The sequence below is a fragment of the Aquamicrobium sp. genome, assembly GCF_023954335.1.
Lineage (GTDB): Bacteria > Pseudomonadota > Alphaproteobacteria > Rhizobiales > Rhizobiaceae > Aerobium.
This window is the reverse complement of sequence record NZ_JAMLIE010000002.1, coordinates 811,831-827,627: the sequence shown is the minus strand read 5'-3', so window position 1 is coordinate 827,627 and position 15,797 is coordinate 811,831. Positions and strand designations below refer to the sequence as shown.

Below are 15,797 nucleotides of genomic sequence, written 5' to 3'. Positions count from 1 at the left end.
TTTTTGCGACCGGTTATGTCCCTCAGCTGCGCGGCTTCAGGTTCTCGGGGTCGTAGAGCGCGCGATAGCCGACCGCCGCGACCTCGGCGGGGAAGGTCTCGCCGAAATACTCGACGGCGAGCCTGCGGCCCTCCTGGCAGTACGCCCACGGCAGATAGGCGAGCGCGATGTTCTTGCCGAGCGTCGGCCCGTAGGCGACGGAGGTCGTGTAGGAGCGCCGGCCGAGTTCGTCGACCAGCGTCTCGCCCGTCGCCGGGTCGATCACCGGCATGGTGCCGACCGGATAGCGCAGGACGCCGTGCGAATCGGTGGTGTCTGTCAGCACCAGCGTGCACAGCATCGCCGGCTGGTTCGCCCGCGCGCGGTATTCGAGATGCTTCGCCTTGCCGCGGAAATCGGCTTCCTTGACCTTCGGGCGGGCGAGATCGGCCTCGAAAAGGTTGTATTCGGTGATGAGGTCCGCGTTCTGCAGGCGCAGGCTCTTTTCCATCCGCCGCGAATTGGCGTAGGTCTCGACCCCGAAGGCCATGACGCCCGTCGCGCGCAGCGCGTCCCACACCGCCAGCCCGTCCTCATAGGCCATGTGCAGCTCGAAGCCCTGCTCGCCGACATAGGAGATGCGGAAGGCGTCGACGTCCCTGCCCGCGATGCGCACCGGCCTGATGGTGGCGAAGGGAAAGTTTTCCGGCGAAAGCGCGTCCGGCTCCTCGACGACCTTCCCCAGCGTCGCCCGCGCGTTCGGCCCCCAGATGCCGATGGTGACGCGCCGCTCCGTCATGTCGGTGATGGTGACGTCGAAGCCCTTCTCGGCCACGACCCGCTTCATGTAGGCGAAATCGCGCGGGCCGGCGTCGGCCCCGTCGATGACGCGGCAGCGGTCGGCATGGCGCATCACGGTCAGGTCGGCGCGCACCATGCCCTCGTCGTCGAGGAAATGGGTGTAGATGCCGCGCCCGATAGTGCCCTCGCCGCCGATCTTCGCCGCGGAGAGCCATTCGAGCAGCGCGACATGGTCCGGCCCCTCGATATCGTAGACGGCGAAGTGCGACAGGTTGACGATGCCGCAATCCTCGCTCATCGCCAGATGCTCGGCGTTGGAGACGCGCCAGAAATGGCGGTTGTCCCACTCGTTTTCCCGCACCGGCACCCGCTCGCCGTATTTCTCCAGCAGATGCTCGTTGGCGGCGTAGCCGTGGGCGCGCTCCCAGCCGCCGAGCTCCATGAAATAGCCGCCCAGCTCCTGCTCGCGCGCGTGGAACGGCGAGCGGCGGATGCCGCGCCCCGTCGCATAGGGCTCGCGCGGGTGGACGGCGGGGTTGTAGACCTTGCACGCGGCCTCGCCGCAGCGACCCTCGACGAAGGCAGCGTCGAACTGGTGGTCCCAGAAGCGGGCATAGTCGATGCGGGCGTGGTCGATCTCCGTGCGCCCGTCCGTCATCCAGTCGGCGATGAGCTTCGCCATGCCCGGCGCGTCCTTGACCCAGATGGCGACGGCGTACCACAGCCCCTCGACCTTGCGGCTCTCGCCGATGGACGGGCCGCCGTCCGCCGTCACCTGCAGCAGGCCGTTGAAGGAGCGGCGCTCGTCATAGCCGAGCTCGCCGAGGATCGGCGTCAGCTCGATGGCGCGCTCGAGCGGCGCGAGGATCTCATCCATGTCGAGGTCGCGCTGCGACGGCGACAGCCGCGCCTCCTCCTTCTCCAGAAGGTCGCGCGGGTGGACGAGGCGCGGGTTCGTCTCCTCGTAATAGCCCCATTCGATCATGCCGCCTTCCGAGGTCACCGGGTCGCCGGTGTCGCGCATATAGGCCGAGTTGCCCTGGTCGCGCATGAGCGGAAAGCCGATCTCCTTGCCGGTGCCGGCGAACGCCTCATACGGGCCGAAGAAGGTCAGCGGATGGTCGATGGGCATCACCGGCAGGTCCTCGCCGGCCATCTCGGCGATCAGCCGCCCCCACAGGCCCGCGCAGACCACGACGCGCTCGGCCAGGATCGTGCCGCGCTCCGTCTTGACGCCGCGAATGCGGCCGTCCTCGATGAGAAGCGAGGTCGCCGGCGTGTTGGCGAACGCCTTCAGCTTGCCCGACGCCTCGGCCATGTCGACCAGCTTGCCGGCCACCGTCTGCGAGCGCGGCACGACGAGGCCGGCATCGGGGTCCCACAGCCCGCCCTGGACGACGCTTTCCTCGATCAGCGGGAACTTCGCCTTGATCTCCGCCGGCTCGATCAGCCGGGCGCGGGTGCCGAACGCCTTGGCCGAGGCCACTTTACGCCTGATTTCGTCCATGCGCGCATCGTCGCCGACGCGCGCCACCTCCAGCCCGCCGACGCGATCGTAATGGCCGAGCTTGTCGTAGAAATCGATGGAATAGAGCGTCGTCCAGCAGGAGAGGAAATCGTGGCTGGTCGTGTAGCAGAAATCGGAGGCGTGGGCGGTCGAGCCGATGTCGGTCGGGATGCCGGACTTGTCGATGCCGACGATGTCGTCCCAGCCGCGCTCGATCAGGTGATGGGCGAGCGAGGCGCCGACAATGCCGCCCACCCCGACGATGACCACCCTCGCATGTTGAGGAAATTCCGCCATTGGCCCCTGCTCCGACTTGATCGCCCGGCCGACTATAGGGCGCGGCGTGGCAATGGTCGAAGCCTGTTTGCGACATCGCGCGCCGCTCGGCACAGGGTTTCGCCGGCGGGTTTCATTGCGCGGGAAAGGAGGCCGAAAACGAAGAGGCCGGGCACCCCTGCCCGGCCTCCGTGCACCCCCGCGATGGCGGGATCAGAATATCTTGCCGCGGCTGGCCTCGATCTCCAGCCGCTCGGTGCCGGTCAGCACCTCGCGGTCGCCGTTCGGCATGGTGACGAAGCAGCCGGTCGGGCAGATCTCGATGCTCTCTCCGGGGCCGATCGACAGCTCGACCTGCTCGCCGCCCTCGCTGACGATCAGCGTGTGGGCTTCGTCGTCGCGGTTGGTCACCGTCGCCGCCGACGCGGCGGCCGGCGCGGCGATCGCAACCGTCAAGGCCATGGCAACCAGAAACTTCTTCATCTACCTGTCGGTGTCTCCACCGCCTCTGTTGGTCCGGGACGATCGTCCCTTTGCGGTCGTTTTATAGCCATTCCAAGCTGAACGCCAACTGAACGGCTTTACGCGCCTTCCGAATCGACCGCTTCGGCGCCGGAAACGTGGCTCGCCGGCCGCGTCTCCTTCACCGGGACCTGCCGCGCCGGCTTGTCCTTCGGCCGCTCCACGGGCGCGCGCTCGATGGGCGGCGCCTTCCGCGCCTCGCTCTCGGCCGCCACCGGCGCGACTTCCTCGGTGACGGTCCTGACCTGAACCGTGCGCGCCGAGGCCGGAAGGGTGATCCCCTCCTCGCGGAACCGTTCCATGATGCGGAAGCGCATCTCGTTGGTGAAGGCGAGCGTGCCGGTGATGTCCGGCACCACGGCGCGAATGACGAAATTCAGCGAGTTCTCGGCGAAGCCGGAAAAATCCACCGTCGGCACCGGGTTCTTCAGGATGCCCGTCTGCTCGTTGACGATGTCGAGCAGCACCGAGTGGACGTGGCGCGGATCGTTGTCGAACGCGACGTTGACCGGGATGTCGACGCGCCCCAGCTTGTTGCGCAGCGTCCAGTTGCCGACCGCGGCGTTGATCAGCTCGGAATTCGGCAGGATGACGGTCTGCCGCCGGAAGGTCTCGATCTCGGTCGCGCGCACGGAGATCTTGCGCACATTGCCCTCGACCCCGCCTGCGACGATCCAGTCGCCGACCTTGAACGGCCGCTCGGCGAGCAGGATCAGGCCGGAGACGAAGTTGTTGACGATGTTCTGGAGGCCGAAGCCGATGCCGAGCGACAGCGCGCCGGCGACGAGCGCGAGGTTCGACAGGTCGATGCCGGCGGCGGAGATGCCGATCAGGGCGGCGAGCGCGATGCCGGCATAGCCGACCGCGGTGCTGATCGAGTTGCGCACGCCCATGTCGACGCGCCCGCGCGCCATCACCTTGCCGTCGAGCCAGCGCTGGAAGCCGCGCGTGCCGAAATAGCCGAGGAAGAAGACGAGGATGCCGCTCAGGATCCCGATCAGCGAGATCGAGATCGAGCCGATGCGGACCTCTGTGGCGAGATTGTAGGCCCAGGCGTGGATGTCGCCCCACTGGAAGCCCCATTGCAGGAGGATCAGCGGGATGCCGATGGCCAGCACCAGGATGTTGATGCAGATCGACAGCGCGAGGCCGAGCTGGTCCTCGGTCGCCTCGTCGAAATGGAATCGCCTGTCGAGCGCCTTGCCGAAGCTGGTCTTGCCGAAGGCGCCGACCTCGGAAATGGCGCTGGCCGAGAGATAGCCGATATACATCGTCGCCAGGATCGCGCCGGTGACGACGATCTGCTGCGAGATGAAGCGGGCGAGCCCGATATAGCCGAGCAGCGCCGCGAGGATAGTGCCGCCGCCGAGCAGGATGAGCAGCCCGCGGAACAGCGGATGCCAGCGCTTGGGCCGGCCTGCCTCGTCGACATAGGGCCGCACCAGCCCGATGACGAGGACGAGAAGGCCGACAAGGATGGTGGCGAAGAAGCTCTTGGCCACCGTCAGCGACAGCGGCGATCCCATCACCTGGTTGATCTTGCTGGCGACGAAATCGATGCCGGTGACGAGCGCGGTGGCGCAGACCAGCCAGAACAGCGCCCGCGCCGCGCCCGTATGCACCGGCACCAGCCGCCAGTTGGGCAGGCGCGGCGAGAACACCGCGCTCGACAGCCGGTAGACGAAGAAGACGATGGCGATGACGTTGAACAGCGTCACCATCATCTCGCCGACGTCGCGCCGCAGCACGCTGTAATAGCTGTAGAAGAACCAGGTCGAGGCGAGGAACACGGCAAGCGCCGCCGACGGCAGCAGCGTCGACCAGAAGGCGACAGAGAGCCGGTTGAGGTAGGACGGCTCCTCCTTGGCCGGATCGACCGTCAGCATGTCGCCGAACAGCCGCCGCCCGCCGATCAGCAGCGCCCCGGCCGCCAGCAGCGCATAGAAGGTGGCCAGCAGCACCGAGGACAGCTTGTAGGAGAAGACGAAGCGCAGCCACGACGAGAGCGTGTTGTAGAGCTTGGTGTTCTCGGCGGCGAAATCCTTCAGCACTTCCGGGCTGACGGCCATCGACACGTCGTAGCGGCGCGACAGCGTGTTGGCGAAGAGATCGCGCCTGATCTGGACGATCTCCTCGATCAGCCGGTTGATCTTCAGGGAGACCGTCTCGGCCTCGCCGAGCAGCGCGTTGATCTCGGCCTTCTCGGCGATCAGGTTCTGGCGTTCCTCGGTCAGCGCCGGCGGCTCGGGCGGTTCGTCCGCGCCGCGCGCCGGGCCGATCTCGTCCAGCCGATCGTTGATGGCGGCAAGGCGCGGCCGGAAGGCGACGCCCGCCGCGATGAGGTCGCGCGCCAGCCCGTCGAGCGCGTTGCGCACCTCGACCAGCACCGTGTCGTCCTCGAGATGGGCGCGCATGCGCGTCTCGAGCTGTCCGGCCTCGGCGATGATGGCGGTGATCCTGTTGCGCTGCTCGGCCACCACCTCGGGCGAAGGCGCGCGCATCGGCCCGATGGAGATGGCGCGGTCGTCGGCATCGGTTTCCTGCGCCGCAAGGACGGCAGGCGCCAGAGCGCCCGCCACGAGCACGATAGCGAGCATGAGCCGCGAAAGAAGAGTGACCGGCAGCTTCATGCGCCTCGGCGGATTGCTGTGACAGGAGATATCATTGTTAGGCGAGCAAGATGGCGGCGGCAAGGCCGGCGACGTGAAGCCTCAGCGCACGAAGGTGACGAACTCCTCGACCGGGACGCGCTCGCTGCGCAGCGCGTTCTCCGGCTTCGTCTCGTCCTCGTGGCCGAGCGCCATGCCGCAGACGACGACCTCCTCGTCGGGAATGCCGAGCAGCGGCCGGATCTGGCGATGATAGGGCGCGAAGGCCGCCTGCGGGCAGGTGTGCAGCCCGCGCCCGCGCGCCGCGATCATCACGTTCTCGAGGAACATGCCGTGATCGACCCACGAGCCGACGTTCAGCCGCCGGTCGATAGTGAAGATCATGCCCACCGGCGCGTCGAAGAAGGTGAAGTTGCGATCGTGCTGCTCGCGCATGCGCTCGACGTCCCTGCGGCCGATGCCGAGCAGGCTGTAGAGCGCGAAGCCGACGGTGCGCCGGCGCGTCAGGTACGGCTCGAAGAACTGGTCCGGATAGTAGCGATACTCGTCCCACGCGATCTTTTCCGGGCGGATGCCGCTGTCGAGGATGGCGCGCGACAGCGCCTCCTTCTTCTCCCCGGTCAGGACATAGACCTTCCACGGCTGCATGTTGGTGCCGGACGGCGCGCGCGAGGCGACGCGCAGGATGTCCCTGATCGTCTCCTCGGGAACCGGCGTCGGCAGGAATGCCCGCACCGAGCGCCGCGAGGTGATCGCGCGATCGACGATTGCCGTTTCATCGGATTGGAGCGTGTTGATGTCGCGAGAGAGCATTGCCAGCCTTCCGGATGCGCCGCTTGCCGTGTGCAAGGCGGCAACGCATAGGCCAACACGGCCCCGCAGGCAATCGCCCGTCTCGCGTCCGCCTCTCGCGGCGTCAGTCCTCGAAAAGATTGGGACGGCAGGCATAGACCATGCACTGCGCCGCGTCGCGCGTCGTGATCGTCGTCACCCGCGCGACCTCGGGCGGGGCGCAATAGCGCGTGTCCCGCACGTAACGGTCGTAGGTGTGGCGGCCGGTGGTCAGCACCACCGCCCCGCGCGAGTCGATCATGGCCCGGACCTCGCCGCAGCTCATGGCGCGCGCGTCGGGCCTCCCTTGCGCGGCGGCCGGCAGCGTCGCCGCCGCCAGCGCTCCCGCCGCCATCAGTACCCTCGTCATATCCCGGAAAGCCATCGCTCACCCCTTCCATTCCCGACGCGAAAATGCCCGATTCACCGGCAGCCCGCGTGTTGCACAACTCCATCATCTTTGAACGCATTGGTTGTGCAAGGGGTTGCCCGCGCCCCCGCGCTGATTTAAGCGGGACCGGGGGCAGGCTTCGGCCTGCGGCGGCAAGGCACTGTTAACCCTGTCGGCCGATAGTGGCCGCCAGGGCGCGATGCGGGTTCATCCCGCATGTCGAGAGCAGTTAGGAGTAGACTTGACCGTGCACAGCCCGCATATCCGGCGCCCGTTCCGGTTCATTGTCGCTGCCTTCTGCGTCGCGTTCGCTGCTGCGCCCCTGCCCGCGCACGCCTTCGAGATATTCGGCATCAAGCTGTTCGGCTCCAAGGCCGAGGAGACGCAGGACGACACCATCGGCGACCCGCAGCGCTACGAGGTCGAGTTCGCCGTCACCGACGAGGACATCGAGAAGAAGCTGAAGGGCGCCTCGACGCTGTGGGCCGACCGCGACGAGGCCGCCTCGGGCGCGGCCGGGCTGATCGCCAAGGCGCGCGGCGACTATCGCCGCATGCTCGCAGCGCTCTATGGCGAAGGCCGCTATGGCGGCACGATCTCTATCCGCATCGACGGGCGCGAGGCGTCCGATCTCGCCCCCGACGCCGTGCTGGCCGAGCCGGCGCGGGTGGCGATCGCCGTCGATCCCGGTCCGCTGTTCCATTTCCGGCAGGCCGAGATCGTCAACCAGGCACCGCCGACCGACGACTGGCGCGACGAGGTCGACGATCCGCGCGACGAGGGCTTCGCCCCCGGCGAGGTGGCGCGCTCGGGTGCGGTGCTGCGCGCCGAGCGGCTCGCCGTCGAGGCCTGGCGCCAGCAGGGCTATGCGAAAGCCGAGATCAGCGACCGCCGCGTCGAGGCCGCGCACGAGGCCGACGTCATTGACGCGCGCGTCACGGTCGACCCCGGCCGCAAGGCCTATTACGGCCCGGTGACGGTCGAGGGCGCCGAGCAGGTCGACGCCGAATGGATCGCCTGGATGACCGGCCTGCGCCACGGCGAGGAATACGACCCCGACGACATCAAGCGCGCCGCGACCCGCATCGCCAGGCTCGACGTCTATCGCGCCGCGCGCTTCCAGGAAGCCGAGTTCATCGGCGACGACGGCCTCCTGCCGATCACCTACATCGTGCAGGAGCGCAAGCCGCGCCGCTTCGGCGTCGGCGGCACCTGGTCGAGCATCGACGGCGTCGGCCTCGAAGCCTTCTGGCTGCACCGCAACCTGTTCGGCCGCGCCGAGCGGCTGAAGATCGAGGGCAAGGTCGCCGGCATCGGCCAGACCTTCAAGCCCGAGGAGTTCACCTATCGCGTCGGCGCCAGCTTCGTGAAGCCGGGCGTCTACACGCCCGACACCTCGTTCTCGGCTTCGCTGTTCGGCGACCGCGAGGTACTGGAAGCCTATACGCGCACCGCCATCACCCTGTCGGCCGGCCTGACGCACGAATTCACCGAGCAGCTTTCGGGCCGCCTGTTCGTCAACGCCGCCCGCGCCCGCTTCGACGACGACGAGTACGGCCGGCGCGATTTCATGACCATCGGCCTCGCCGGCGCGCTCACCTACGACAGCCGCGACAACGCCGCCGACGCCACGCGCGGCGTCTTCCTCGAGACCACGATCGAGCCGTTCTACGAGTTCGAGTACGGCAACCCGGCGATCCGGGCCACCGCGGAGGCGCGCGCCTATTACGGCTTCGGCGAGGATTCGCGCTTCGTCCTCGCCGGGCGGGTGAAGCTCGGCTCGCTGGCCGGGCCGTCAGTGGCGGAGCTGCCGCCGGACCTCCTGTTCTTCGCCGGCGGCGGCGGCTCGGTGCGCGGCTACGCCTATCGCAACATCGGCGTCGAGACGCCGAGCGGCAACGTCGTCGGCGGCCGCTCGCTGGCCGAGGCCTCGGTCGAGGCGCGCATGCGCGTCACCGATTCGATCGGCCTCGTCGCCTTCGCCGATGCCGGCTATGTCGGCGCGGATTCCATCCCCACCTTCGACGACCGCCTGCGCGTCGGCGTCGGCGGGGGCTTGCGCTACATCACCGGGCTCGGGCCGATCCGGCTCGACGTCGCCGTTCCGCTCGATCGCCGCCCCGGCGACCCGAGCGTCGCCTTCTATGTCGGACTGGGGCAGGCTTTCTGATGCGCGCGCTTCTCGCCCTTCTTCTCATCCTTTTCGCCGCGCCGGCCCTCGCCCAGCAGGAAACGCCGGAGGAGGAACGCTCGATGTTCCTCGGCTTCGTCGAGGACCAGCTTTCCGGGCCGAACCGGCAGATCCGCATCCAGGGCATCGAGGGCGTCCTGTCGTCCAACGCCCGGATCGGCCTCATAACCGTCGCCGACAATCAGGGCGTGTGGCTGCGCATCACCGATGCCGAGATCGTCTGGAGCCGCTCGGCGCTGATCTTCAGCCAGCGGCTCCAGATCGACCGGCTGGCGGCAGCGCGCATCGAGGTGCTGCGCCGCCCCCTGCCCGACGAGAGCCTGCCCGCGCCCGAGTCCTCCTCGTTCCGGCTGCCGGAGCTGCCCGTCGCCGTCAATCTCGACGCGCTCGAAGTGCCGTTCGTCTCCTTCGGGCCGGATGTCTTCGGCCTTCAATCCGAGCTTTCGATCACCGGGCGCATCCGCCTCGAGGACGGCTCGCTCGACACCGCCCTCGACATCACCCGGCTCGACGGGCCCGGCGGGCGCTTCGCGCTCACCGCCGCCTACGCCAACGAGAGCGAGCAGCTCGACGTCGATCTCCAGCTTTCCGAACCGGAAAACGGCGTCATCGCCAACCTTCTCGGCATCGAGGGCCGCCCGCCGGTCGACCTCGCCGTGCAGGGCAGCGGGCCGCTCTCCGGTCTCGACGTCGAGCTGGCGCTCGACGCCGGCGGCGAGCGCGTGCTGAGCGGCACCACGGCCCTGCGCCGGCAGGCGGAGGGCCTCGCTTACGACGCGCGCTTTACCGGCCCGATCGCCCGGCTGGTGCCGGCCCAGTTCCGCGATTTCTTCGGCGAGGAAACCTCGCTCACCGCCAGCGGCCTCGTGCGCGACGCCGGCGGCGTGGCGCTCGACGCGCTCAGGCTGCAAAGCGCGGCGCTGACGCTCGCGGCCAATGGCGAGACCGGGACCGACGGCTTCCTGCGCCGCCTCAACCTCGATGCCCAGCTCGACAACGGCACCGACGAACGCGTCGTGCTGCCCGTCCCGGGCGGCGACACCACGGTGCAGCGCGCGGCCTTCACCCTTTCCTTCGGCGAAACGGCCGGCGGTGAATGGTCGGGCCTCCTGACGGTCGAGGACCTCGCCACCGCCGCCTTCGCGGCCGGGGAAGCCAGGCTGACGCTCGGCGGGGTGGCCACCGACCTCGAACGCACTGAGGCCCGCAGCATCACCTTCGCCGCCGACGGCGCACTCACCGGCATCGTCGCCACCCGCGCCGACTGGAACGAGGCGCTCGGCAACGAGATCGCGCTCGACATCGACGGCGCATGGCGGGCCGGCGGGCCGATCCGGCTGGACAACGCCGCGCTCACCGGCAACGGGCTCTCCGCCTCGCTCGCCGGCGACATCGCCGATCTCGTCTTCACCGGCGACATCGCCGTGGAGGCGACGACCATCGCCCCCTTCTCCGGCCTCGCCGGACGCCCGCTGCAGGGCGCGCTCGACCTGAAGGCCGCCGGAACGGTCGAACCGCTCAGTGGCGGCTTCAACCTCGTCATCGACAGCGCGGCGCAGGATCTCGCCATCGGCGTCGAAGCCGCGGACAAGCTCCTCGCCGGTCGCTCGACTATCACCGGCCGCATCGCGCGCGGCGAGAACGGCCTGACCACGGAAAACCTCAGGATCGGCAACGACCGCGTCGAGCTGACCGCCAATGGCGGCATCGCTTCGGGCGGCGCGGATTTCTCCTATCGCGCCACCCTCTCCGACCTCGCGCTCCTCACCCCGCAGGCGGCCGGGCGGCTGGAAGCGGAAGGCTCGGCCCGGGGCGCGGACGGCCTGATCACGCTGACGACGCTCGCCCGCGTCCCGTCGGGCAGCCTCGCCGGCAAGCGGCTCACCGACGCTCAACTAGCCTTCGAGGGCACGCTGGAGAACGGCGCGCTCGACGGCACGCTGGGCGGCGACGCTTTCCTCGACGGCGTGCGCGCGCAGCTTTCCGCCGGCATCGGCGTCCGCGACGGCGAGCGCCGGCTGAGCGACCTCGACTTCACCGCAGGCGGCGCCCGCGCCACCGGCGCGCTGGCCCAGAACGCGGACGGCCTGATCGACGGCGCGCTGAGGATCGACGCCGCCGACATCTCGACCGTCGCCGCCCTCTTCCTCGTCGAGGGTGCGGGCGCGGTCGAGGCCGACGTCACCCTGTCGCATGCGCAGGGCACGCAGGTCGCCAACCTCAAGGGCAACGCCCGCAATCTGCGCATCGACGCCAACCGCATCGAGCGCGCCGAGATCGAGGCCGCCATCGCCGACCTGTTCGGCGTGCCGGCCATCGACGGCCGGCTCCAGGCGCAAGGGATCGTCGCCGGCGGCATCACCGTCTCGACGCTGGATGCCACCGCGCAGACCAGCGGCGACACCACGCGCTTCAACGCCGACGCCCGGCTCGACAACGGCGCGGCCGCCCGCGCCGCCGGCTCGCTCGCGCCCGAGGGCCAGGGCTTCCGGCTCGTCCTCGACGAGGCTTCCTTCGGCCAGGGGCCGCTCGTCGCCCGGCTCACCGCGCCCGCCTCGCTGAAGGTGGAGGGCGACACCGTCGCCATCGACACGCTGACGCTCGACGTCGGCGGCGGCCGGCTGACGGCGCGCGGCACCGTGGCGCAGAATCTCGACCTTTCCGTCACCATGGCGCGGCTGCCGCTGTCCATCGCCAATCTGGTGCGGCCCGATCTCGACCTCGGCGGCACACTCGACGGCGAGGCGCGCGTCACCGGGCCGCGCGCCAATCCGAGCGCGCGCTTCACGCTGAACGGCGAGGCGATCACCGCCGCCGCGCTGCGGCAGGCCGGCCAGAGCCGGCTCTCGCTCACCGCCTCGGGCGAAGGCAGCATGGAGCGGCTCAACCTCAACGCCAGCGCCTCGACGCCCGAGGGGCTGCGCGCTTCCGCCAACGGCATCGTGCCGCTGGCCGGCGGCAACCTCGCGGTCGATTTCAACGGCTCGGCCCCGCTCGCGCTCGCCAACCGCTTCCTCGCCGAGCGCGGTACCCAGCTTTCCGGCGTTGTCGAGGCCAGCGGCTCGGTGTCCGGCCCGCTGACGCAGCCGGCGATCCGCGCCATGTTCTCGACCAGCGGCGCGCAGGTGATCGACCCCGAGGCGAATGTGCGCCTCAACGAGATCAACGTCATGGGCGTGATCGACGGCGACACGGTGACGCTGCGCTCGGCCAATGCCCGCCTCGCCAGCGGCGGCGCGCTCGGCGCCACCGGCACCGTCTCGCTCAACGCCGATGCCGGCATGCCGGCCGACCTTCGCATCACGCTCAACCAGGCGCGCTACAGCGACGGCGACATGGTGGTCGCGACCGCGAGCGGCGCGCTGACCCTTTCCGGCCCGCTGCTGCGCGACCCGCTGCTGGCCGGCGAGATCAATGTCGAGCGCGCCGAGATCACGGTGCCGGACAGCCTCGGCGGCAGTGCGGCCGCCATCGACGTCATCCACCGCAACGCCCCGGCCGGCGTGCGCGCCACCCTCGCCCGCGCCCGCGCCAATGACGGCACGCCGACCCCCTCGGCGCGGCCGAGCGTCGTGCGCCTCGACGTCAACGTCACCGCCCCGGCGCGCATCTTCATCCGCGGGCGCGGCCTCGACGCCGAGGTCGGCGGCAGCGTGCGCCTGACCGGCCCGGTGACCGACATCCAGCCGGTCGGCGGCTTCCGCCTGATCCGCGGCCGCCTGTCGATTCTCGGCCAGCGCATCACCTTCGACGAGGGGACGGTGACGCTGATCGGCGATCTCGACCCCTATATCGACTTCGTCGCCCGCTCGGCCGGCAACGACATCACCGTCTTCATCACCGTGCGCGGCCGGGTCTCGGGCCTCGACATCGGCTTCTCCTCGCAGCCGGAGCTGCCCGAGGACGAGGTGCTGGCGCGACTGATCTTCAACCGCAGCCTGAGCGAGCTTTCGGCGCTGCAGATCGCCCAGCTCGCGGCGGCGGCGGCCGAGCTTGCCGGCGGCTCCAACACCTCGCTTCTCGGCAGCCTGCGCAGCGCCACCGGCCTCGACGACCTCGATGTTGTGACCGACAGCGAGGGCAACGCCGCCGTGCGCGCCGGGCGCTACATCCAGGACAACATCTATCTCGGCGTCGAGGCGGGTGCGCAAGGGACGACGCGCGGCACCATCAACCTCGACATCACCGAGGATCTGAAGGCGCGCGGCTCGATGGGCTCGGACGGCGATTCCTCGCTCGGCATCTTCTACGAACGCGACTACTGAGGCACCCGCCCCCAACCAGCCGCTGCCCCAACCGGCAATAGCCGTTGGAGGTGGCGCGCGCCGCCTTCGACTGGTATCACCCGTCCAATCTGAACGAATGCCGGAGGAGACAGCATCATGCTGCGCAAGACCGATTTCTACATCGACGGCAAGTGGGTCGCCCCCGTCGCCCCGCGCGAATTCGAGGTCATCAACCCCGCCGACGAACAGCCCTTCGCCGTGATCTCGCTCGGCTCGAAGGCCGATGTCGACAAGGCCGTCGCCGCCGCCCGCCGGGCCTTCCCGGCCTGGGCCGCGACCAGCCACGAGGAGCGCATCGCTGCCGTCGAGCGGCTGCTCGAGGCCTACAAGGCCCGCATGGCCGACATGGCCGAGGCGATCTCGCGGGAAATGGGCGCGCCGATCAGGCTGGCGACGGAATCGCAGGCATCCGTCGGCGCCTACCACATCAAGAACTTCATCCGCGCGCTGAAGAACTTCCGCTTCGAGCATCCGCTCGACGAGCGCAACCCGCAGGAGATGATCGTGCGCGAGCCGATCGGCGTCTGCGGCCTGATCACGCCGTGGAACTGGCCGATGAACCAGGTGGCGCTGAAGGTGGTGCCGGCGGTCGCGGTCGGCTGCACCGCGGTGCTGAAGCCGTCCGAGATCGCGCCGATGTCCTCCATCGTCTTTGCCGAGATCATGGACGCGGCCGGCTTCCCCGCCGGCGTCTTCAACCTGGTCAATGGCGACGGCCCGACCGTCGGCGAGGCGATGTCCGCCCATCCCGACATCGACATGATGTCGTTCACCGGCTCGACCCGCGCCGGCATCGCCGTCTCCAAGGCCGCGGCCGACACGGTCAAGCGCGTCGCGCTCGAGCTCGGCGGCAAGTCGCCCAACCTCGTCTTCGCCGACGCCGACGTCGAGAAGGCGGTGATCCGCGGCCTCGACCACATGTTCGAGAACACCGGCCAGTCCTGCAACGCGCCGAGCCGCATGCTGGTCGAGCGGCCGGTCTACGAGCGCGCGGTGGAGATCGCGGCCGCACACGCCAAGACGGCCAAGGTCGGCGATCCGGCGCAGGACGGCGACCATATCGGCCCCCTCGTCTCCGAGGCGCAGTTCAACAAGGTGCAAGGGTTGATCGAGATCGCCATCAAGGAAGGCGCACGCCTCGTCGCCGGCGGCCCCGGCCGTCCCGAGGGCTTCAACCGCGGCTACTACGTACGGCCGACCGTCTTCGCCGACGTGTCGAACGACATGACCATCGCCCGCGAGGAGGTGTTCGGCCCCGTGCTCGCCATGATCCCGTTCGAGACGGAGGAGGAGGCGGTTCGCATCGCCAACGACACGCCCTACGGCCTGTCGAGCTACATCCAGAGCGGCGATCCCGAGCGCATCCGCCGCGTCGCGCGCCAGCTCCGTTCCGGCATGGTGCAGATCAACGGCAAGTCGCGCGCGCCCGGCAGCCCGTTCGGCGGCTACAAGCAGTCCGGCCTCGGCCGCGAGGGCGGCGCCTTCGGCATCGAGGATTTCCTCGAGGTCAAGGCCGTCTCCGGCTGGCCCGTCGACGGGGCCTGAAGGACATGGAGGCCGACCTCGGCGCGACGATCCTCGCCGCCCTCGACGGCAAGCGCCCGATGGCGCCGATCACCGACAGCGATGCCGGGTTCGGCCTCGACGCCGCCTACCGCATCTCCGACGCGGTGATGGCCGCCCGCATCGCGCGCGGGGAGCGTCCGGCCGGCTGGAAGCTCGGCTTCACCAACCGCACGATCTGGGACGAATACGGCGTCCATGCCCCGATCTGGGGCCCGATCTACGACCGGACGGTGATCCATGCGGACGGCGGCGCGGCCTCGGCCCGGCTGGACGCCGCGACTTTCATCGAGCCGCGCATCGAGCCCGAGATCGTCCTAAGCATCGCCCGCCCGCCCCATGCCGGCATGGACGAGCGGGAGTTGCTGGGCTGCGTCGACGCCGTCGGCCACGGCTTCGAGATCGTGCAGTCGATCTATCCCGGCTGGCGCTTCCGCGCCGCGGACACGGTGGCGGCCTTCGCGATGCACGGCGCGCTGGTCTGCGGACCTCTGACGCCGATTAACGACCCCGAGCCATGGCTCGACTCCCTCGCACGCTTCGAGATGTCGCTGCTGCGTAACGGTGAGACGGTGGATCGCGGCGTCGCCGCCAACGTGCTCGGCGGGCCGCTCAAGGCGTTGCGAAATTTCGTCGCCGGGCTCGGCGAGCGGCCGATGGCGCGCGGCATCGAGGCGGACGACCTCATCACCACCGGAACCGTCACGCGCGCCTTCCCCGTCGAGGACGGCGAGACATGGACGACGCGGCTCGACGGCCTGCCGCTGCCGGGAATGACGCTCACTTTCGCGCGCGCCTCTTGAACCGCGCCGGCTTCGGTGCGACATGAGGGCGAGAACTG

At 69.5% G+C, this 15,797-nt stretch carries 9 protein-coding genes; 4 read left to right on the top strand and 5 right to left on the bottom strand.

What is annotated here, in order from left to right; genetic code table 11:
* Nucleotides 1-22: 22 nt before the first annotated feature.
* From M9945_RS16675 to M9945_RS16655, 5 genes are all read right to left on the bottom strand, one after another.
* Entirely contained in the window at nt 23-2,584 is a 2,562-nt protein-coding gene (locus M9945_RS16675; protein ID WP_367945475.1) for an FAD-dependent oxidoreductase, read from the bottom strand.
* 192 nt (nt 2,585-2,776) lie between these two features.
* Nucleotides 2,777-3,046 (bottom strand): hypothetical protein, encoded by a 270-nt coding sequence (locus M9945_RS16670; protein ID WP_367929628.1) that lies wholly within the window; start codon nt 3,044-3,046, stop codon nt 2,777-2,779.
* 98 nt (nt 3,047-3,144) lie between these two features.
* Nucleotides 3,145-5,715 carry a mechanosensitive ion channel family protein gene (locus tag M9945_RS16665; RefSeq protein WP_367945474.1) on the bottom strand — a complete coding sequence of 857 codons (2,571 nt, stop codon included), beginning with the start codon at nt 5,713-5,715 and terminating at the stop codon, nt 3,145-3,147.
* 81 nt (nt 5,716-5,796) lie between these two features.
* Complete coding sequence (locus M9945_RS16660; RefSeq protein ID WP_367945473.1) at nt 5,797-6,507, bottom strand: nitroreductase; 711 nt, start codon at nt 6,505-6,507, stop codon at nt 5,797-5,799.
* A 103-nt stretch (nt 6,508-6,610) separates the two neighbouring features.
* Nucleotides 6,611-6,910, bottom strand: a complete 300-nt coding sequence (locus M9945_RS16655; RefSeq protein ID WP_367945472.1) for a hypothetical protein — start codon at nt 6,908-6,910, stop codon at nt 6,611-6,613.
* Between the two features lie 253 nt (nt 6,911-7,163).
* Between M9945_RS16655 and M9945_RS16650 the strand changes: the two genes are divergently transcribed.
* From M9945_RS16650 to M9945_RS16635, 4 genes are all read left to right on the top strand, one after another.
* Nucleotides 7,164-9,086, top strand: coding sequence for an autotransporter assembly complex family protein (locus M9945_RS16650; RefSeq protein WP_367945603.1), 1,923 nt, complete (start codon nt 7,164-7,166; stop codon nt 9,084-9,086).
* On the top strand, nt 9,086-13,372 hold the full coding sequence (locus tag M9945_RS16645) for a translocation/assembly module TamB domain-containing protein (protein WP_367945471.1): 4,287 nt from the start codon (nt 9,086-9,088) through the stop codon (nt 13,370-13,372). Before M9945_RS16650 ends, M9945_RS16645 begins: the two co-directional genes overlap by 1 nt.
* A 117-nt stretch (nt 13,373-13,489) precedes the next feature.
* A complete protein-coding gene (locus M9945_RS16640) occupies nt 13,490-14,938 on the top strand; it encodes an aldehyde dehydrogenase family protein (protein WP_367945470.1) in 1,449 nt (482 codons plus the stop codon).
* A 5-nt stretch (nt 14,939-14,943) separates the two neighbouring features.
* Entirely contained in the window at nt 14,944-15,759 is an 816-nt protein-coding gene (locus M9945_RS16635; protein ID WP_367945469.1) for a 2-keto-4-pentenoate hydratase, read from the top strand.
* The last annotated feature ends 38 nt before the right edge of the window (nt 15,760-15,797 follow it).